General features: G+C 49.8%; 15 protein-coding genes. 8 read left to right on the forward strand and 7 right to left on the reverse strand.

Annotation, left to right across the window (positions count from 1 at the left end):
- Position 1: 1 nt before the first annotated feature.
- Positions 2-235, reverse strand: a complete 234-nt coding sequence (locus DC20_RS07140; RefSeq protein ID WP_083470258.1) for a FeoA family protein — start codon at positions 233-235, stop codon at positions 2-4.
- A gap of 166 nt (positions 236-401) precedes the next feature.
- Between DC20_RS07140 and DC20_RS07145 the strand changes: the two genes are divergently transcribed.
- Positions 402-1,151, forward strand: a complete 750-nt coding sequence (locus tag DC20_RS07145; protein WP_062543199.1) for a Bax inhibitor-1/YccA family protein — start codon at positions 402-404, stop codon at positions 1,149-1,151.
- A 312-nt stretch (positions 1,152-1,463) separates the two neighbouring features.
- Here DC20_RS07145 and DC20_RS07150 read toward each other — a convergent pair whose 3' ends face one another.
- Positions 1,464-3,935 carry a bifunctional UDP-N-acetylmuramoyl-tripeptide:D-alanyl-D-alanine ligase/alanine racemase gene (locus DC20_RS07150; RefSeq protein WP_062543200.1) on the reverse strand — a complete coding sequence of 824 codons (2,472 nt, stop codon included), beginning with the start codon at positions 3,933-3,935 and terminating at the stop codon, positions 1,464-1,466.
- A 246-nt stretch (positions 3,936-4,181) separates the two neighbouring features.
- On the opposite strand from DC20_RS07150, the gene DC20_RS07155 reads away from it, so the two are divergent.
- The 6 genes from DC20_RS07155 (at position 4,182) to DC20_RS22825 (ending at position 13,291) form a co-directional block, all read left to right on the forward strand.
- The gene (locus tag DC20_RS07155) at positions 4,182-5,087 is read left to right on the forward strand and encodes an EamA family transporter (protein WP_071885397.1); all 906 of its coding nucleotides are present in this window, start codon (positions 4,182-4,184) and stop codon (positions 5,085-5,087) included.
- A 77-nt stretch (positions 5,088-5,164) separates the two neighbouring features.
- Positions 5,165-5,536, forward strand: a complete 372-nt coding sequence (locus DC20_RS07160; RefSeq protein WP_062543202.1) for a hypothetical protein — start codon at positions 5,165-5,167, stop codon at positions 5,534-5,536.
- A gap of 375 nt (positions 5,537-5,911) precedes the next feature.
- Entirely contained in the window at positions 5,912-7,237 is a 1,326-nt protein-coding gene (locus DC20_RS07165; RefSeq protein ID WP_062543203.1) for a glycoside hydrolase family 2 TIM barrel-domain containing protein, read from the forward strand.
- An 866-nt stretch (positions 7,238-8,103) separates the two neighbouring features.
- Complete coding sequence (locus DC20_RS07175; RefSeq protein WP_062543205.1) at positions 8,104-11,175, forward strand: SusC/RagA family TonB-linked outer membrane protein; 3,072 nt, start codon at positions 8,104-8,106, stop codon at positions 11,173-11,175.
- Between the two features lie 12 nt (positions 11,176-11,187).
- Positions 11,188-12,702, forward strand: coding sequence for a RagB/SusD family nutrient uptake outer membrane protein (locus tag DC20_RS07180; protein ID WP_062543206.1), 1,515 nt, complete (start codon positions 11,188-11,190; stop codon positions 12,700-12,702).
- Positions 12,703-12,856: 154 nt separating this feature from the next.
- Entirely contained in the window at positions 12,857-13,291 is a 435-nt protein-coding gene (locus DC20_RS22825) for a hypothetical protein (RefSeq protein WP_157593086.1), read from the forward strand.
- Between the two features lie 615 nt (positions 13,292-13,906).
- Here the strand turns inward: DC20_RS22825 and DC20_RS07195 are convergent.
- From DC20_RS07195 to DC20_RS07205, 3 genes are all read right to left on the reverse strand, one after another.
- The gene (locus DC20_RS07195) at positions 13,907-14,296 is read right to left on the reverse strand and encodes a VOC family protein (RefSeq protein ID WP_062543209.1); all 390 of its coding nucleotides are present in this window, start codon (positions 14,294-14,296) and stop codon (positions 13,907-13,909) included.
- 65 nt (positions 14,297-14,361) lie between these two features.
- Complete coding sequence (locus tag DC20_RS07200; RefSeq protein WP_083470259.1) at positions 14,362-17,013, reverse strand: DUF5686 and carboxypeptidase regulatory-like domain-containing protein; 2,652 nt, start codon at positions 17,011-17,013, stop codon at positions 14,362-14,364.
- A gap of 195 nt (positions 17,014-17,208) precedes the next feature.
- Positions 17,209-18,072, reverse strand: coding sequence for a DMT family transporter (locus DC20_RS07205; RefSeq protein WP_245652315.1), 864 nt, complete (start codon positions 18,070-18,072; stop codon positions 17,209-17,211).
- A gap of 169 nt (positions 18,073-18,241) precedes the next feature.
- Between DC20_RS07205 and DC20_RS07210 the strand changes: the two genes are divergently transcribed.
- Positions 18,242-18,727, forward strand: a complete 486-nt coding sequence (locus DC20_RS07210; RefSeq protein ID WP_062543210.1) for a regulatory protein RecX — start codon at positions 18,242-18,244, stop codon at positions 18,725-18,727.
- 74 nt (positions 18,728-18,801) lie between these two features.
- Here the strand turns inward: DC20_RS07210 and DC20_RS07215 are convergent, their stop codons facing one another.
- Together DC20_RS07215 and DC20_RS07220 are read right to left on the reverse strand one after the other, a co-directional pair.
- Entirely contained in the window at positions 18,802-19,440 is a 639-nt protein-coding gene (locus DC20_RS07215; RefSeq protein WP_062543211.1) for a DUF4230 domain-containing protein, read from the reverse strand.
- 372 nt (positions 19,441-19,812) lie between these two features.
- Positions 19,813-20,736 (reverse strand): 1-aminocyclopropane-1-carboxylate deaminase/D-cysteine desulfhydrase, encoded by a 924-nt coding sequence (locus tag DC20_RS07220; RefSeq protein WP_062543212.1) that lies wholly within the window; start codon positions 20,734-20,736, stop codon positions 19,813-19,815.
- Positions 20,737-20,742: the final 6 nt, after the last annotated feature.

Here is a 20,742-nt window from a genome sequence, read left to right on the forward strand (position 1 = left end):
ACTAAGCCTTTAACTTGATGGTAGCAGCTTCGTCTAAACGCAAGGAAAGGGTATAATCGTTCACAATAATAGTAATGGGGTCACCCAGGGGGGCACGGCTGTTTAGTTTCACTTCTTCGCCGGGAATACAGCCCATCTCCAGCAGTTTCAAAGACATTTCGGGATCAGTTAAGCAACAGATCACACCCTTCTCCCCAATCTTCAAATCCCGCACACTCTTCTGCTCTTCTTGCACCTTTCGTTTACTTATTTAGACTTGTTATAAACAGTTGCAAGGTACAAGGTGTTCCTAATGAATCCAAAAAGAACCCGAGGTTTCGTGTTCTGGCCAATTACTAGCACTCTTTTTGCTTATATTTCTACTGACTTTTGCTTAATTTTCGTAAAAACAAACTAAAAACATGTCACTTTTCAGTTCTAACAACCCTGCTCTAAAAGAGGAGGCTTTTATACAATCAGCGACTCCTCAGACCCTGGATGGACCTGCCATGACCCTGAACGGCACCATTGCCAAGTCGGCTTTGCTGCTGGGGATAGTCTTAGTCTTTGCGGTTTTCTCCTGGGACCTGTTCACCCTGATGGGTGTGCCACTACCGTTCCTGGTTTCTATTCCGTTAGTTGGGGTAGGCCTGGCTTTCCTGCTAGTTTTTAAGAAAGAATGGGCCGCCTACATTGCTCCTATTTACTGCGCGTTGCAAGGTCTGTTTCTGGGCGGAATCTCAGGCATTCTGGAGGCGAAGTTCCCGGGCATTGCTACGCAAGCCATGCTGTTGACCTTTACGGTTTTCGGCGGCATGTTGCTGCTTTACAGCACCCGCATCATCAGAGCTACCGAGCGGTTTAAGTCTATTGCCATGACGGCCACCTTTGGAATCTTCTGCTACTACATGCTGGGGTTCATTCTGCAGTTCTTTGGGGTAGAGATGGCCTTGATTCACAGCAGCGGCACGGCTGGCATTATCTTCAGTGTGCTGGTAGTGATCATTGCGGCCATGAACCTGATCATGGATTTTGACACCATTGAACAAGGCGTAGCTTACGGAGCTCCTAAAAACATGGAGTGGTACGCTGCCTTCGGACTGGCGGTGACCTTAATCTGGCTCTACATTGAAATTCTGCGGCTGCTTTCTAAGCTGAACAGCCGTAACTAATTCACGACCTGGATCTTCTACGGCCGCACATACCAGTATATCAATCAAGTACGAAGAAGGACCAGAAGAAAGAAGACCCATGCTGGAAAGGCTATGAACAAGCCGGCATGATAGACAAAGACGGCAAAAAGGTACCCAATTGTGTCAAGAAGAAAGACTAACCCTTTAACATAGAAAACGCCACTGAAGCTTCAGTGGCGTTTTTGTTTCTGGTTACCAGCATAACCTTTGCTAATGAGTTATCTTATCTATTTCGGAAAAGGCAAGAAAAGCTATTTTAAGAGTCACTTCCTCAAAACCAGCCCCTAAACACTACTCATTAAAGAACACCCGCTTCACCCGGGTACTTACGTTGGTGAGCAGTTCATACGGAATGGTGCCGATGCGGGAAGCCAGTTCCGTGAGCGGCAGTTCTTCGCCAAACACCAGTACCTCATCGCCAGCGCGTACGTCAAGACCTGTCACATCTACCATGCACATGTCCATGCACACATTCCCAATGATGGGAGCCCGTTGCCCGTTAATCAGCACCACACCCACCCCGTTCCCGAAGCGCCGGTCATAACCATCGGCGTAACCAATAGCGATAGTGGCGGTTTGCTTATCGGTAGCCGCAATGCCACGGCGGCTGTACCCTATCGTTTCACCTGCTTTTATGTATTTCACCTGCGAAACAGTGGTTTTCAATTGGCCTACCGTCAGCAGATTACCCTGCTCCTGCCCCGCAGATTCTATCCCGTACAAACCAATACCTAAACGCACCATGTCAAAAGCGGCCTTTTCTCCGAACCGCACGATGCCTGCTGAGTTGAGAATGTGCTTGGTCACAGAATAGCCCAGTGCCTTCTCTACCTGAGTCGCCATCTGCTTGAATTGCGTGATCTGCTCTTGAGAGAAATCATTGTACAGGGCTTCATCGGCGCCGGCCAGGTGACTGAACACGCTTTGCACCCGCACGTGCGGCATATGGTCCAGCACTTCCAATGCTTCTTCCAATTCAGACGGGTTAAACCCGAGGCGGTGCATGCCGGTATCCAGCTTAAGGTGAATGCGAGGCGTTTTGGAGCTCTTTTTGGGGAAATAGTCCAGAAACCGATGTAGCAGATCTGGGGAGTAGATCTCAGGTTCCAGGCTGTACTGCCGCATTTTCAGGAAACTGTCTGGGCTGGGGTTCATGACCATGATGGGCAGCGTGATGCCGTGCTCCCGCAGGGCAATGCCCTCATCGGCGTAGGCCACAGCAAGATAATCCACCCGCTGAAACTGCAGAAGGTTGGCAATCTCATAGGCGCCTGCGCCGTAAGCAAAGGCTTTCACCATAACCATTATTTTTACCCGGGCAGGCACTTTGGTGCGGTAATAATTAAGGTTGTGTACCAAGGCATCCAGGTTTACTTCCAACTTGGTGCCGTGAATTTGCTGCTGCAGCGCGGCCACGATCTTCTCAAACTGGAACACGCGGGCGCCTTTCACCAAAATGGTTTCCTGCCGGAACGTCTCGGAGCGGAGTTGTCCCAGAAACGAATCGGTGCCCAGGTAGAACTCGCTGCCGGCGGGGAACAAATCCTGATGCCGGGTAATGATGTCGCCAATACCGATGACGCGGTCCACACCCCGGGAGGTGATTTCCTGCGCCACCTGTTGGTAGAGCGCAGTTTCTTCCACCCCGGCCTCCAGCAGGTCAGAGACAATTAAAGTCTTACGACCGCGGCGGGCTTGTTGTCCCAGCACATCTAACGCGATGCGCAGACCGGCCAAATCATTATTATAGGTATCGTCAATGACGTAGCAGCCGTTGATGGCTTCTTTGCGCTCCAAACGCATGGCTACGGGGTGCAGGCGTTCAAAGCGACCTAGTAATTCTTCGGGTTTTACGCCCAGGTACAGCAGAACCGCTAAGCAGTGCAGGGCGTTTTCCAGCGAAGCTTCATCAGCGAAAGGCAGGGTAAAGTCCTGCCCTTTCCCGTTGTACCGGAACCGGATTCTGGTTTTACCATGGTGCATCTCCAATACTTTGAGCTGCACCTGCGCTGCAGGGTGTTCATGGGTGCTCCACGCAAAACCAGGTAAGCCCGTGACTTGAATCACCTCCTGCACAGGTTTCTGATCGGCACAATAAATCAACTGGTTAACGTGCTCAAACAGCTTCAGCTTTTCTTCCAGCTTTTGGGTTGGAGAAATGAAACCTTCGTCATGCGCCGAACCCAAGTTGGTAAACACTCCAATGGTAGGCTGCAGCACGCTGGCCAGATGCTCCATTTCATCTGGTTTTGAAATTCCGGCCTCAAAAACTCCAACGGTATGGCTTTCATTAATCTGCCACACAGAGAGCGGCACGCCAATCTGGGAGTTATAGCTGCGGGGGCTTTTCACCACCCGTTCAGAAGCGCTTAACAGCTGCGCCAGCCATTCTTTGACAATGGTTTTGCCGTTGCTGCCCGTGATCCCGATGACCGGGATGGCAAACTTCCGGCGGTGATAGGCGGCCAGACGTTGCATGGCGTGAATGCTATCACTGACCAACAGCACATTGGCCTCAGGCAGCGTAGACAAGTCCATTACGCCTGAGGCATCTTCCACCACAAACTGCCGCACACCGGCGGCGTAGAGTTCTGGAATGTATTGGTGCCCGTCATGGAATTCACCCCGGATGGCGAAAAACACCGAAGAAACGGCATTGGCTATTTTACGGCTATCGGTGAGCAGGTGCTGCACAGGATACGTTGCCTTGCACTGCACCAGCATGCCTCCCACTACCTGGGCAATCTCTTTAAAAGTAAACATGATGCGGTTATCTGTTACTCAAAGATACAACAGAAGAAATACTACCGCACCCTGCCCTGGAAAAGGAGTCGCTAAGTCGTAGAAAGCGCTTTTGTGCTGTTTTCTGAAAAAGAAGCTAAAAAAGACTGACATGAGAAGCAGACAAGCAGTTTAACTTTTCAGAACCACAGATTATAGGCAGAACCGGCTGTGAATTAGGCAGTACGCTAAGCAACTTCTACCTTTGCACTTCTCAAAAAAAATATTGTGAAATTTAGTCGTTACCACATCGCTGCCATTAGCGCCTTTCTCATCTGGGGATTTATCCCGTTTCCGCTTAAAGCTTTAACCGCCTTCCCCAGTAGCCAGATTCTTTATTTTCGTATCCTGATTTCGGTGCTCACCCTGCTGCTGATTTCCAGCACCACTCGCCGGGAGCAGTGGCGCCAAACGTTTGCCATGTACAAGAGCCATAGCCCCATTCTGAAGCGGCGGTTCATTTTATTCACCCTCATGGGCGGTGCTTTGCTCACTATCAATTGGCTTGCGTTCATCTACGTGGTGAACCACGTAGACATCCAGACGGGTTCTTTCTCGTATCTGCTGTGCCCTATCTTAACGGCGGCGCTTGGTTTCCTAATTTTGCATGAGCACCTGCGGGTAAACCAATGGGTATCTGTGGGCTTAAGTTTGATGAGCTGTCTTTTGGTAGGCACCGATTCTGTCTACAACCTGCTGTTCAGTTTGTTGATTGCCTCTTCTTACGCGTTTTACCTCATCACCCAACGGCTGCTCAAAGACTACGACAAGACTGTGTTGCTCACCTTGCAACTGCTATTAGCCTTTACGTTCATTGGGCCGAGTTACCCATGGTTTGTGGGCGCAGACGCGCAGCCAATCACCGGCCATTTTGTAGGGCAGATTGTATTGCTGAGCTGGCTCTTTACAGTAATTCCTTTGTTTCTGAACCTGTATGCCCTGAAAGAACTGAAATCTGCTACCGTGGGCGTACTCATGTACCTGAACCCGATTATCAATTTCACCATGGCGTTCCTGTACTTCGGGGAAGTGGCTAGCCAGCAGAAGGTGATTGCATATGCGGTTATTTTTGCTTCGGTGGTGTTGTACAACCTACCTATCGGGAAGAAGAAGGCAGTTCCTGCTACTGCTTGATTCTTCGCCCGTGCAACTTTTAGGCATCCGTCAGGCTCTTCTAATAAACCTTAGGCCAAACTAAAACCAGTCTCCTGATGAAAAGAAAACTCTTTCCTCTGTTCTTTTTGGCCCTGGCTTTTGGCTGCACCCGTCCAGATCTGATCTCGCCAGAGGAAGAGGAGGCCATTGTAGAAGCCCGAACCAAGGGCGCCACCATCCTGACAGTAAACAAGCCCACGCACATTGGGGGTTTATTGGTGAACCTGCAGAAAATAGAAGACAGCCGCTGCCCGAAGGATGTGACGTGCTTCTGGTATGGAAACGCAGCAGCTACTTTTCAGTTAAAGGATGCCCAAGGCATCAGCATCAGCCAACGTCTGTACTTGGGGGAACCTTTGCCAACTCTTGATAACCGTGGCTTCCGGACAGCAGACACCGTAGTGGTGCAGCTTGGAGACAAACCCTAACGGTTAATTTTGAGCGACGTACAGCCGTACCCTGATTTCAACAACCCTTCTCCCAGCGAGAAGAAAGCAATGATCTCCGTGTTGGCGTTGTAAGTTCTACCCTATCCCTCTAAATCAGAAAACCCGCAGCATGCTGCGGGTTTTCTGATTTAGAGGGTTCTACTAGCAATGGACGATCCGTTTTTTAGTTACTTTTATAAAATAGCCTCAAATCAAAGAGCCAATCTTCGTTTGCCGTTATGGAAAATAGGCAAAGAGTTCAGCTCATCCTTTTCCAGAAGTATTTTACTTCCAAGCCCCTCAGTATAAAGCAAATTTAATAATTTCAGCCACCCACAAGTCTTACCCTAGCTGCCACCTAACTTTTATTGTCTCATGAAGAAGTCTTGGTTTAGAAGTCTGCTTTTCCTTTGTATTGCTGTTCTTCCCCTTTCCTGCGCGCAGGACAATTCTCCGGCTTCGGCTATTCAGGCTCCTGAGGTTTCGACGAAGGCCATTAAAGTAGAAGTGCGAAAAGAGGACGGTCGTTTTCAATTATACAGAGGCGGAAAACCCTACTTCATTAAAGGTGCCGGCGGGAACCGTTATATGGACCGATTGGCAGCATACGGCGGTAACTCCATTAGAACCTGGAGCACTCATTATGGGCAACAAATACTGGACGAGGCGCACAACCACGGCTTGACGGTGACCATGGGCTTGGATGTGGCACGCGAACGGCACGGCTTTGACTATAATAACACTGAGGCGGTGGCCAAACAACTCGCCAAACTCCGCGAAGAGGTGATGAAGTACAAAGATCATCCGGCTTTGCTGGTGTGGGGCATCGGGAATGAACTGAATCTAAGCTACTCCAATCCCAAAGTTTGGGATGCGGTAAATGATATCGCCAAGATGATTCATGAAGTAGATCCCAACCATCCGACCAGCACTATGCTGGCGGGTCTCAACAAAAAGGAAGTAGACTACATCAAAGCGCAGGCTCCGGCAATAGACCTGTTGTCCATCAATGCCTACGGCGATCTACCTTCTATTCCGGGCAAGGTTAGGGAGTTTGGCTGGGAGGGCGCCTACATGATTACGGAGTGGGGACCAACTGGCCATTGGGAAAGACCACAAACCCCCTGGAAAGCCTCAGTGGAGGAAACCAGTTCTGAGAAAGCCGCTGTGTACCGCAGCCGCTATGAGGCTACCATGAAAAAAGACAGTGAGCGCTGCCTGGGTTCCTATGTGTTCCTTTGGGGACAGAAGCAGGAAAGAACGCCCACCTGGTACGGCCTCTTCACCGAGCAAGGCGAAGAATCTGAAGTAGTAGATGTCATGCACTATCTCTGGTCAGGCCAATGGCCCCAGAACCTGGCCCCGCACCTCAGCTACCTGCACCTGGACGGGAAAAAAGCCACGGACAACATCTACCTGAAACCCAACCAAAGTTACCCTATCCAGACCGAGGTCACCGATCCGGATCAGGATGCACTCACCTACCGCTGGGAGTTACTGCCTGAAAGCACTGACCTCAAAGAAGGCGGCGATGCCGAAAACAGACCCAGTGCTATCTCTGGCCTTTTACAAGACAGAGGCAAAGGGAAGGCGACGTTAGAGGCTCCGGAAAAGGAAGGTGCTTACCGGCTGTTTGTGTATGCGTATGACGGAAAAAACAACGTAGCCACGGCCAACACTCCTTTTTTTGTAAAACAGTAAAACCTTCTTTACGCTCGTTTTCTGAATAGATGGTTCGAAACGATAATCTTTAGCCAACCGTCTTTGCCTTAACAAGAGAAAGCCTCCGGGTATTTGGGCAGTTTTTATGAAAACGGCCCAAATACCCGGAGGCTTTTTTGATTCCTGATAGGGGCTTCTTTGCGAAAACGTCATTTTGCTAGTGTCTACTACCCACTTCTAGTTAGTTGTCAAAACCAGCCCCTTGTTCTCTGCACGTCATTCCTGAGCAGTTGGGGTATTCTTAACAATATCCTACTTCATCCTGCTGCTACTTTTAAAATGGGTGAAATAGAATTTATTCAGCTTCTTCTTCCAAACTACTGCTGCTCTCGTCTACCTACTAACAGGACATCTGGCTCATTCACCAGTGAGCATTCTACCATCAATAAGCTAATTGTCAGTTCTTTGCCTCTTTATAGACCGCAACCTAACCTCAGCTAAAACTCAGAACCTGCCACTTATCCTCCCAACAGGACGGCTTTAGCATATGTAAGTATTAGTGGAAATGTATCACTACCGTACCACCCGACACATTACAACAGAGCGAACTTACCAGAGCAGCAAATACGAAGACAGGACCATTGCAACCCTTGCATAAATACAAATATGTCAATCTTACACTTAAAAATAATAGCAAACTTGACGAAAAAATATTTACAGGCCATTCTTTTTACAAAAAGTCCATTTAAAGCATTTAGAGCCCCATTTTTGCCCATTTGCTGTACTGCTGATAGTACCTAAACGTCATTTTGATGTAGTTGTGAAAAACTAGGCTTTGGTTATGATTTTAACAAATTTATATATTAGAGTTCCAAAAACTGGCCATTTTTAACAAAACCGCATTTATGAAGAACAAACTACTCACTTTTCTACTCTTACACTTGTGTGGAGTAGCATTTGCTCAGTCCACAATTACCGGCCGGGTAACCTCGGCTCGTGGCGGAGAGCCCCTACCAGGCGTGAGCGTGGTAGTAAAAGGTACCACCGCAGGTAGTACCACAGACGTGGATGGTAGATACCAATTGCAAGCCCCTGCTAATGCCGGCACCCTGGTGGTTAGCTACATCGGGTTTGTAAACCAGGAGTTGCCCATCAATGGACGCACCACAATAGATGTCACTCTACAGGAAGATCAACAGGCCTTGGAAGAAGTAGTGGTGGTTGGATACGGTACCCAGCAGAAGAGTTTGGTAACGGGCGCAATCTCCTCCGTGAAAGCTGAGGAAATTGCCACGGTATCTTCCAGCCGGGTAGAACAGGCCCTCCAGGGCCGTACAGCCGGCGTTACCGTATTACCCGCTTCCGGTTCACCAGGTGCTGGCATGCGCGTACGGGTAAGAGGTACGGGTTCCAATGCCAACTCAGAGCCTCTGTACATTGTAGACGGAGTTAGAGCAGGCGGTATTGAATACCTTGACCCTTCAGAAATTGCCTCTATTGAAGTACTGAAAGATGCAGCATCTGCCGCCATCTACGGAGCAGAAGGTGCTAACGGGGTTGTGATCATCACTACCAAAACAGGGAAGCCAAACTCATCAGAGGTTAGCTACAACTTCCAATACGGCAGACAGTCTGTAGGCAGATTAATGCCGATGATGAACGCCCAACAGTACCAGCAATACCTGCAAGAGTCTAACTCTCCGGGCAGGCCAACCGCTGCTGAGGCTGCTGCCGTAGGCGAAGGCACCAACTGGTTTGAAGAAGTTTTCCAATCAGCGCCACAACAACACCATTCTTTAAGCTTTAGCGGAGGTTCTGATAAATCAACCTTCTTAGTAAGTGGTAACTACTTCACCCAGGAAGGTATTCTGGGCGGCGACAAAGCAAGATTTAACCGCTACACCGTCCGCATCAACACAGACCACAAAATCAAATCTTGGTTGACCATTGGCGAGAAATTCTCTTACTCTAACTTCAACCGCAGAGGTGTTGCCGAAAATGATGAATTTGGTGGTTTGATCAGTAGTGCGCTTTCCCTTGATCCTCTGACTCCTGTTATCTACACAGGTGCTCTTCCGGCGCACGTAACCGCTGCTATTAACGCGGGTCGTCCATTGGTGCGTGATGAAAACGGAAACTACTATGGTATCTCTAACTTCATCAGAGGTGAATATGGTAACCCATTGGCCAGAATCTCCTTGGCCAGAGGCCAGACTACGCAAAACAAGGTGGTAGGTAACCTGTATGCCAACTTTGACATTCTGCCAGGCCTGAAGTTCACCACCCAGTTTGGGGTGGACGGAGCATTCCAAAGACAGCATAACTGGACTCCCACCTTCTGGTTCTCCAGTGAAAGCCAGAACTCAGTTGCGAACGGTTCAGACTCCCAGAACAACTGGTTTACCATGCAGTGGGAAAACTATGCTACCTACCAAAAACAATTTGGTGACCATGGCTTCACCTTCTTAGCCGGTACTTCTGCTGTGAAGCGGATGTGGAATTACATTGGAGGAAGCTATTCTGGCCTCTTCAAAGAGGAAGAAAGATTCTCTTACGCAGACACCACGCCAGACAACCTTGACAGAATTGGTAGTAACTCCAATGCGAGCACCCTGGCCTCTTATTACGGAAGGCTTTCTTATGACTTCGCGGGCAAGTATCTATTGAACGCCACGGTAAGAAGAGATGGTTCTTCTCTGTTTGCTCCTGAAAGAGCATGGGGCACGTTCCCATCGTTGTCTTTAGGCTGGGTGGTGTCTAACGAAGATTTCTTCCCAAGCACCAGAATCAACCACTTGAAACTACGTGCCAGCTGGGGCCAGAACGGCTCTCTATCCGCTGCCCGTATTGGGGACTGGGTATCAGCAGTAACGGTAATAGGCCGTTATCCAGATGCTTCTGGTAATTACCTGGTGGGCGCTGCCCCTACTACCTTACCCAACCGTGACCTTACCTGGGAAACCAGTGAGCAGTTAGACTTCGGGCTTGATTTAGCCTTGTTCAACAACCGCCTGACCTTTACCGCTGACTTTTTCAACAAAGACACGAAAGACCTGATCACGCCAGGTGTTGCGCCGGGCTTTGTGGGGGCTTCTCTTCCATTTGTGAACGGTGGTAACGTTAGAAACAGAGGCTGGGAGTTTGAATTGGGTTACCGCAATGATGCTGCTAAAGGCTTCCAGTACGAAGTTTCTGGTAACATCACTACCATCAAAAACGAGGTAACGTACCTGAACCCCAACGTAAGTGAAATTCCGGGTGCTAGTGTAGGCACAGGCTGGTCTGCTACTGTATTCAAAGAAGGTTTCCCTATCTGGTACCTGAGAGGCTATAAAACAGATGGCATCTTCCAGACCCAGGAGGAAATCAGCCAATACTTAGCAAGGACTGGCATCACCGGCTATAGCCCAAAACCAGGTGATCCTATTGTGGTAGACACCAACGGTGACAAGCAAATTTCACCAGCAGATTACGCTATGATTGGTAACCCACATCCAGACGTAATCTTTGGTGCCCGCGTGAACCTTGCCTACAAAGGGTTTGATATATTAGCCTTCGTACAAGGTCAGTTGGGCAATGACGTGATCCTGGGCTTCAGCCGTACTGACCGTCCTACCGCCAACAAGCCTGCTTTCTTCTTTGAAGACCGCTGGACTGGCCCAGGAAGCACCAACACCGGGTTTGCCCCAACCACTACCAACGCCTATGTCTACAACAGTGACTTAATGGTGTTTGATGGTTCTTATGCCCGTGTTCGCCAGCTACAATTTGGTTATACCCTTCCAAACGCCCTAACCAGCAGACTTAAAGTGAAAAACGCCAGAATGTATGTGTCTCTTGACAACTACTTCACCTTCACTGACTACCCTGGCTTAGACCCAGAGGCAGGAAGTAACAGCGCCAACAGCTTAGGGATTGACCGTGGTACCTACCCGGTTCCAAGACTAGCCATGTTTGGTTTAAATTTTAACTTTTAAGCAACAGTATCTATGAAGAAGAATTATATAAAAGTTGCAGCGTTTAGCTTAGCCCTCATGGCGATGGCCTCTGGTTGCGATGATTTCCTAGACCAGGAAGTACCGGGTAAGCTTCCGGTGGAGGAGTTTTACAAAACAGACGCCGATGCCCTCCAGGCGACAACCGCTGTGTATGACATCATGCAGGCGCATTACAATTCCGGCTGGAGCAGTATCTACATGGTGAAGGTGATGCCCTCAGATGAGAGCAACGCCGGCGGCAGCGGACCCGGTGACCAGCCAGCTTACCAGACGCTGGACAATTTTAACTTTGATAGTGAGAATGATGCTATAAAATGGGGCTGGCGTTTAACCTACAGTGCTATCTACAGAGCCAATAAGGTCATTAACAATGTCCAGCCAGAAACAGATTTACGGAAGCGACTGATTGCTGAAGCCAAGTTCCTGAGAGCGTTCAACTATTTTGAATTGGTCTCTCTCTGGGGCGATGTTCCTTTGGTAACCGGTGACATTCCAATTGACCAATGGACCAGCACCGGAAGGGCAACCAAAGCTTCTGTTTACGCACAGATTGAGAAAGACCTACAGGAAGCCATTCCTGACCTTCCTCTGAAAAGTGTGTATGGTGGTGGTGAAAGATTCAGAGCCTCTAAAGGAACAGCCCAAGCCATGCTTGGCAAGGCTTTACTCTTCCAATCAAAATGGGCAGATGCCGCCTCGCAGTTTGAGAATGTTATTTCTTCTAACCAGTATCAGCTGGAGCCTTCAGTGGGCAAGGTGTTCTCTGAGGCTGGTGAGTTTGGCAGAGAGTCTTTGTTTGAGGTCTCTTACACCAGAACTCAAAGCTATGACTGGGGCAACTTCCCTTGGGGAGGCCAGCCTGAAAGCAACATCCACCTCCAACTGATGGGCCCTAGAAGTGACTTCTACAAGAAGGCACCTGCTGACTCTTTGATTGGCGGATGGGGCTTTAACTCACCAAAAGCCAAGTTATACCAGGCGTTTGTGGCCGCTGGCGATGTAGAGCGGAGAAGGGCCACCGTCATGTCTGAAGCAGAACTGAAAGCTATGGGTGGTGACTGGACCAATGCCAACGCGTATGACTACGAAGGTTATTTCCAGAGAAGATACGGTACGTTCAGCACCCAAACTGGTACTCCGGTGGCAGAGCTGAACTATGGCACCAACTGGCGCATGATCCGGTATGCAGATGTGCTGTTAATGGCCGCAGAAGCCCATTACCGCGCCGGCAACGAAGCCAAATCACGTGAGTATCTGAACATGGTAAGACTAAGATCCAAACTGGCGCCAGTTACCGCTACCGGTACGGCTTTGTTCAACGCCATAGTAAGAGAGCGCCAGTTAGAGCTCGCTTTTGAGGGCTTCCGCTATGTAGACCTGGTACGCTGGGGCCTTGCGGCGCAGGAACTCGGACCATTGGGCTACAAAGAAGGAACCCACAACTTGCTACCGATCCCTGGGGAAGACATTAGAACCGCAGGTTTGATGCAGAACCCGGGTTACTAAGAAGTAGCTTTAGGTACAAATAAAAAAGAGGCCAACTAGAAATTCTGGTTGGCCTCTTTTTTATTCCTTTCACCCAAGTATGAAGCAACCTTTGCTCTTGCCAGAGACTCTTACTAGTAGAAGGGGTTTACACTGCCTTTTTCAAAAAGAACCCATGAAACGCAAAAGCAGCCTTGTTTTTCTCACCGTCTTTCTTCTACTCGGCTGCACCCGAAACAAACCCGTGCCACAGGCTCATGTGACTCATTTTCCACCGCTTGTTTCTCGTTTGCAATGTAACTCTTATGCGCTTTCCTGGCAGCGGCCTGTCTCTATAGGTAATCTTACCCTCACCCTACAAAAAATGGAGGATAGCCGGTGCCCGAAAGACGTTCTCTGCATCTGGGCAGGCGCTGCCGTTGCGCAGATTCTGTTAGCAGATTCATTGGGGGCAAGCGTCTCCACAACCTTGTCCTTAGGCAGTTTGGAAAGAGTAGAACTGGGTACCAAAATGTATCAAGTGGCGTTGACAGACATCAATCCCTATCCTAAGATCTCTAATCTGAACCCAGCAGAGAAAGAGGCCAGGGTTTCTGTCACTCCCTTATAGAGTATTAAAGAAATAGTGAATGTACAGGCCCGCGGCGAAAGCTGCGGGCTTTTGTTTTAGGGGTAGGGAATACCATTATTGAATGCTATGAGTGTCTTTGCAAAAGATGGCAGTAAAGCGGAACCCACCCCTTCCCCGAAAAGGGAAATTTCAGTATTAATAATGATTTAAATTAGGAGCCTCTTAAAAATCTTGGCAATATGGTCTTTGGGACTGTCGCCCCACTGAAGTTGCAAACTGCAGGTCATGGTAGGTCCAAGTTGAAAACTTGAACCATGTAAAGTGGGAAGTTTTGGAGGAAAATAGCCTTTACCACTTTCCCCTGTTCCAGTCTTTCCATCGAGCGCCTCGCTTTTGGCCATAGAAAAGCAGTTGCTAAGAGAGATGGACAGCTCAGGCCGAAAGGGCAGTGCGAGAGGGGAAGACGAGGCCTCGCGGCCATGAGCGTTTAGCGGCAGATATGCAAATAGCCGTACCTGCACCTACGCAATAAGCAGCTAAGCCAAGGGAACAGCATAAGGCATGCATTCACCAACAGCATCAATGATTAAACCAGCTAAGCAAATCATCTCCGTGTTTTAAGGCAGATTCAAAGAAAACGGCTCCTAAACGGCCTTACCGCTCATACAACTCCAGCGGCAACCCATCTGGATCATTGAAAAAGCAGAAGCGTTTGCCTGTGTGTTCATCTACCCGTATTTCCTGCACAGCTACATTGTGCTTGAGCAACTCCTGCCTTGCTGCATCCACATCATCCACTTCAAACGCCAGGTGCCGCAAACCAGCCGCCTCCGGAAAAGATAAACGGACGGGCACGTTGGAGAAGGAAAACAACTCTATCACATAGGTACCATTCAGCGCCAGATCCGCTTTGTACGAGTCCCGCTCTTCCCGGTAGACTTCCTGCAGCAGGCTAAGCCCCAGCACCTGGGTGTAAAAAGCTTTGGAAACTGGATAATCAGTGCAGATGATAGCTATGTGGTGAATGCTTTTTAACTGAATCATGGAGTAAAGATATGCATTGCACTTGTTTCAAGAAGGATGAGTACTTTAAAGGGAAAGCCTACAAATCAGAAGCCATACCCAAGCCGGAGGCCGGAACTTACTTTCTGACGCTCCTGGAAACCGGTGAAGAAATCTACCCGGAAGATTTTAAACAGGTGCTCTATGCCCACGCCTAGTTCCAAGTAATGGCCCGCGGCAGCGGTGTGAAGGTAATTTACGCTGCCTACTTCCTGCCATTTAAGCTTGCGCAGCAGCGGGATTTTGTTCAGGATAAACCCATTGAAGTGGTGGCTGTAATGGGCTTCCACATATGTTTTCTGGGTGCTGTAGCGGTAGTAATCTAACAACTGGAAGCCGCTGAAGTCGCCGGAGAGGATGGTGCGGTTGCCGGAGAAATGCTTGAAGTCCATGAAATACAACTGGTTTTTGCGCCAGAAGGTACCCACGCTGGCCGAATAGGAGCTTGTCCCCAGCAAGCCTAGTTCCAGGTCATCGCTCACGCCCAAAGAAACAAAATCATAGTCTACGTCGCTACCCAGAAGACCCGAGATGCTTTTGCGGTAGGTCAGGTTGAACATGGGCCACTTAGAGCCCAGATTGATTTTCCGGTCTGGATGAGAAATATACTCTGCTCCCGGGCGGTAAGATAGCGTAACTATTCCCGCCAGGGCTTGGTGTCGCGGAAAGGCCGTGCTTCCTACTTCGGCGTTGAGGGGTTCATTAGACGTGAATTCTTTGGAGGCACGGTCGCGCACCGCATAATCTGTGGTGTTGAAGAGCATCTCCCGCTGGGCATAATCTACCATGAACGTAGCCGATAAGCCATTTACCAATTCCCGGTTGTGCCACAGGCGCAGGTATGCCTTCTGGTACAGCTTCTCATAGTTTTCCTTCAGCAGCAGCGTGTACACGGTATTCACAAAGGGCGTAATCGGCTCTGCGGCATTGAACTGGCTTACAAAACGCCCTCCTTCCATGCCCGCCGAACGGCGCCGGAGCAGATCATAGGTGTAAGATGCAGCTATTTTGGCCTGCGCCTTTTCATTGCTGAACCCGTACCGCAAGGTAGGCGCGATGGAAAAGTTACGGCGGTCTTCAAACCGTTTGTTGTACCCAATGCGCAGATTAGCCACCAAGCCTTCTACCGTATTGTACTGCCAGATTCGGGTAGCGGGCTCTATGTTGAATGTTGTGCGCTCAAAGGAGTTTCGGTAAGAATAGCCTGAAAGCAGAAGGTCAGACACAGTTAACCTGTTGTTCTTCTGGTCCAGTGAATCTTTGTAGGGCTTGGAATCTTTGATTACCTGCAAGCTGTCCTTGGTGTGGTAATCTATTACCTCCTCCTCTGTCAAAGGCACTGGCCTGATTTCTGACCAATAGGTACTGTCCCGGGTGTTGGCGTCTTTTTCAATCAGCAGGACTTCTTTTTTCTTGAAGAAATTAGCATCCGGAACTCCGTTAGCCGGTGGGGCATTACGTTGGGCCTTCCGCTCCTTGCGGGTCAGTTTAGGTGCTGGAGTTGGGGCCACCACGGCTATGGGCGGAGCAACGGCTGGAGCCGGAGTAGCAGGCGCTGCCGGAGCAGGTGCCGGGGTTTGCTTGACGAAGGGAGCCGGTTTTATGCGGTATTTGCTGTAAACTGCCGTAAAATAGCCGTTGCCTTTGAAGCCATACCCTTCCACATCAAACGTGAACTTCTGTGATTGCAGCACCCATACGTTGCCAGCCGCCGGCGTGAACTGCTGCGTAATGCGCAGGGTATCCACAAACTCAATCTGCTGGTCTTTGGTCACGTACAGGTTCAGGCTTTGCAACCGCCACGAGCCATCAACTATGTACAGGTAGCCCGTCACCACCGGATCGGTTTTCCGTTTGGGAATCACTTTGATGCGGTGAATCAAGTGGCCGTTGTTCTCACTGCTGCCCATCAACTCGTACTTGTAGAAGAACATAGCGTTGTTCGCCAGCGGCGACACAAACCCGCGCTCGTTCACGCCTTGCGCTTTGACCAGATTTTGGTAAAAATTGACGTTAAACTCAGAGGCTTGGTTAAAGCTGAAGGCCCGGCTGCTACCACTCACTTTAGACGAGATCATCCGCTCGCGGTACTTGTTAGGTTGCATGAAACTCAGTTCAGCCACTGACTCTGACAGATAGATGATTCCCGGCTTAAGACCAGCCGGAACCTTCATGATGCCCAGAACCCTTTTGGGCACGTTGATGAGCCGCTGCAAGCCTTTTACGTATACCTGAGCGGTAAACGCCTGCACTTCCTTTAAGTGGTATTCGCGCTTGGCGATGGCCTGCTGCATGATGCCGTACGCCGGATTTTTGCCGCTGAGGCTTACCCGCACCTCATTCAGGTTGTAGACATCGGGGAGCAGCTGCACATTGAGCACGATGGGAGTTGGCTTTTCCTCCTCGGGCACTTCCAGAATCTTGGTTTGGCTTTTATACCCCACGTACTGGAACACCACAGTATGCTTGCCCGGATCTACGTTGAACTGATAATCGCCTTGCTCATTGGTGGTGGAGCCCACGGTAGAGCCCTGCAGGTACACCGTCGCGAAGGCCAGCCCGGCCCCTTTTTCATCGGTCACTTTCCCTTTCACCACCCCTGCCTCTGTCCTGCCCGCCAGAAGGCACAGCCAAAGACATAGGACAGAAGCAAGTGGACTACACTTCCAGGAAATCAGGCTCGAGTACAAAGCAGGCATGCAAAAAGAGTTTGGCTGTATAACGAAACAGGCGTGGGTTATAACATGAGCATTTATCCACAAACCCTGCTATTCGGGCCAGCTTAATAGCTTTTAAAGGCAAAGCGGCGCTACTAAAGGTAAGGAGAAGATGCTGCAGAAAACAAAAGCGCCAGGCCGTTTAGGGTCTGTTTCCTGAATAGATGCCTGAAATTGCTAAGTGGTTGCCTGCGCCGCCTCCAGTTTCCGCAGCTTCCGGCTGTACTGCATGTTCAGCGCCACTCCCAGCAGCACCAGCGCAATGCCCAGGTACCCATAAAATGGAAACGTCTCCCCGAAGAACACCATGCCCAGCGCCAAGGCATACAGAATACCAATGTAGTTCAGATTCGCCACCCGAGCCAGTTTCTCCACCTGGTAGGACCGGGTCATGAAGTACTGCCCCAACTGCGTGAGAACCCCTGTGAGTGACAGCCACACCCAGTCATTGCCCCGCAGCGGCACCCAGTCAAACAGGCAGAAGATCAGCGCCAGCGGCAACGACACCAGCGGAAAGTAAAAGACAATTACCAGCGGATGCTCCGTCTCGCTCAGTTTCCGCACCGAGGTATACGCCACCCCTGACAGAAATGCGCTGCCAATACCAATGAGCAGGTAATACAGCGAGATACGCGTATCTACGCCCTCAATCACCAGCACGCCCAAAAAAGAAATCATAAAGAACACCCACTGCCACGGCGCCACTTTCTCCTTGGCAATAAACACGCCCAGCAAGGCCGTGAAAATTGGGGCCAGGTACTGGATGGTTACCGCTCCCGCCAGCGGGATGTTTTGGATGGTGGTATAGAACATCAGGAGCGAAAAGCCACCGGCCAACCCGCGGGTGATGAGAATAGGTTTCCGGTTCCCCCACGGCGACACGTTCGCCTTCCGGATCATGGCGTAGCTTAGAACTAGCGAAATCACCGACCGGAACAGCACCACTTCCATGGGCGGCAAATGCGATACAAACTTCACGCACACGTTCATCAGCGCGAAAAAGAACGTGGCAAGCAGCATATACTGAACCCCTTTGGTCATGGCGGTAAGCGGTAAAAAAATGAGGGTGCAAAGGTCGGGTTTTTAGAAAGAACATCCTCATGAATTGCTGTTTTTCCTGACCCAAAAGCCTCTTGACGCAAACTGTTTTTGCCTACTTTTGGTTAATAGAATGTACCTGAAGCGGTATTTCCATCTAACTCCTTGCCCTGTGTTCCAGCCGAAGAAAAAGAAAGTTTACACCAAGAAAGAAGCGCTGCCCAAAATAGCGGCCTACTGTGCCTACCAGGAACGCACCCAAAACGAAGTGCGCGCCAAACTGCTGGACTATGGCTTGGATTTGGAAGAAGCCGATGAACTGGTGATCCTCCTGACGCAGGAAAAACTGCTGGATGAAGAACGCTACGCCCAATCCTTCGTGCGCGGCAAGTACGGCTTGAAACGCTGGGGTCGCCGCAAAATTCAGATGGGTTTGAAAGCCAAAGGCCTCTCCGACTACTGCATCCGGAAGGGCTTACAGGAAATAGACCCAGATGTGTATTGGGAAAACCTGCTGCACCTGCTGGAGAAAAAGAACAAAACCGAAGGCGAACGCAATCCTATGGCCCGCCGCCAGAAAATCCAATACTTCCTGCAAAGCAAAGGCTATGAACTAGACCTGATCCAAGATGCTTGGCGAGAGTTGGGCTTGGGGTAATGTTCTTTGTTTCAGATAGCAGGAAAACCCATCAGAAATAACGCTTTATAGCACAGATTTACTTAAAGGAACCGTTACCTCTTCTTAGGAACGGGCGGAGGAGTAATGGTTTGGCGAGGCATGAGGTACACGCGGCGTCCGGTCATGTTCTCCAGCATTGGTTTGAGGATCTTCTCTGCGTTTACCGACGTCTGTTGCAAAATACCACTGTTGAGGGCCGCCTGTTTTACATTTTCCTCGGCGTATTTGTAGCCTTCATCTACCAGATCAGCATCCTGGAAATACGTATTCTCTTTGCCAAAAACTTTGGACTGGGTGTGGTCTATCCGGTAATAGCAAATTTCGGGGGCAGGCAAACTCACGTGTAACACTGAGTCTCCAATAAACTGAAGATCACTAGCCTGTACCTGCTGCAGGTCAATACAACCCACGGCCTCACCGCCCACAATCAGAGCCACTTTAGAATCTGGCAGAAACTTTGAGACTTCTTTCTTGTATTCCACTACATCTTTAAAGTTGAAGCGCACCAGTTCCAGCTTGCCCATTTCTTCAATCTTAGTGAGAATGGTGTTGTGGGTCACTTCCACCGTTGGTTCCTTTTCAGGATTAAGGAAATTCTTCACCGGAGTAAGCAGAAACTTCCATGCCAGGGCAACCACCACAAACACCAGCAGCCACGGGATAAGCTTACGAAGAACAAAGAGGAGTCGCATGAATCAAAAGTAGATGTATCTTTCTATATGCGAAAACCGCACCGAAAGTTGCTTTAGCTGTTTTGAAGCAGTTTTTCTAAAAAGGTTGACATAACGACTTTACGTTACACAGCTTTTCAAAAGTAATACAACCGCTAGAGTAATATAACCGCTGGCGCGAGCCTCCGGCTCGTGTCTGCACGCGTTCCTTAACCCTCCTCAACTTGTCATCTTGGAAAGATCTTGTGGGTGAATTAGAAAGACATAGAAGGAACGCCTCTACAGCTCGTGTACAAGGTCCTTTTCAGGATGACAAAAGAGGGGTTCAGTTGTATATCTGAAATGCTTGCGGACACGAGCGGGACACTCGCGCCAGCGAGTTTTGTGAGGAACCTACTTAGTCATTTCTAGTGGAGGCCACCCTAAACCATACCGCTGCGCGTAGCCGGCCCATCCCTGCTGCCCGCCGGTATGCACCGCCACTACCTTTGTGCCTTTCGGGAAATAGTCTTGCCTGATTAGTTCAAACACGCCAAACAGCATTTTTCCGGTGTATACCGGATCCAATAGAATGCCGTGGTTTTGGTAAAATTGCTGAATAAACGCCAGCAGTTCTGGTGTGTGTTTGGCGTAGCCGCCGAAGTGGTAGTTTGTCTGTAATTCCCAGTTCTGGTAGGCTTCTCCTGCTGAGTACGCTTTCACAAGTTCAGTCACTTCCGCTTGCAGAAATTCTCCCCCTTTGAGAGCTGGGAACCCGATGATGTCCCCCTTGCCTTCAGCACCGGCAACCATTCCAGCTAAGGTCCCGCCGGTGCCTGCCGCGACACACAGGACATCCCAAGGCTCCGTTAGCTCCGTCACAATTTCGGTGCAGCCTTTTACGGCCAGCAGGTTGGTACCGCCTTCGGGAAGCAGATATGGTTTTGAGGCTGTTCTCAGGATTTCAGCTTGAAAAGAAGCGTCATTCCGCAAGCGGTACTCCGTGCGGGTAAGATACCGCAGATGCATGCCGCAGCTAATGGCGTACTCCAGCGTGGGGTTCAAAGGCAAGGTTTCTTCTCCCCTGATATACCCAATAGTGGCAAACCAAAAGGCCTTTCCGGCAGCGGCCACGGCGACAATGTGGTTGGAGAAAGCTCCCCCAAAGGTCACCAGCGTTTCGCACCCTTGCTCCTGCGCCGCTTGCAGATTGTATTTCAGCTTACGCCACTTGTTACCCGGAATACCGGGGTGCAGCAAATCCTCACGCAGCACTGATACTTCTACTCCTTTCTGGGTGAAAAGCGAATCAGTGAGGGGCTGCAGAAGTGTGGGCATACAAGG

The organism is Rufibacter tibetensis (assembly GCF_001310085.1).
GTDB classification, from domain to species: domain Bacteria; phylum Bacteroidota; class Bacteroidia; order Cytophagales; family Hymenobacteraceae; genus Nibribacter; species Nibribacter tibetensis.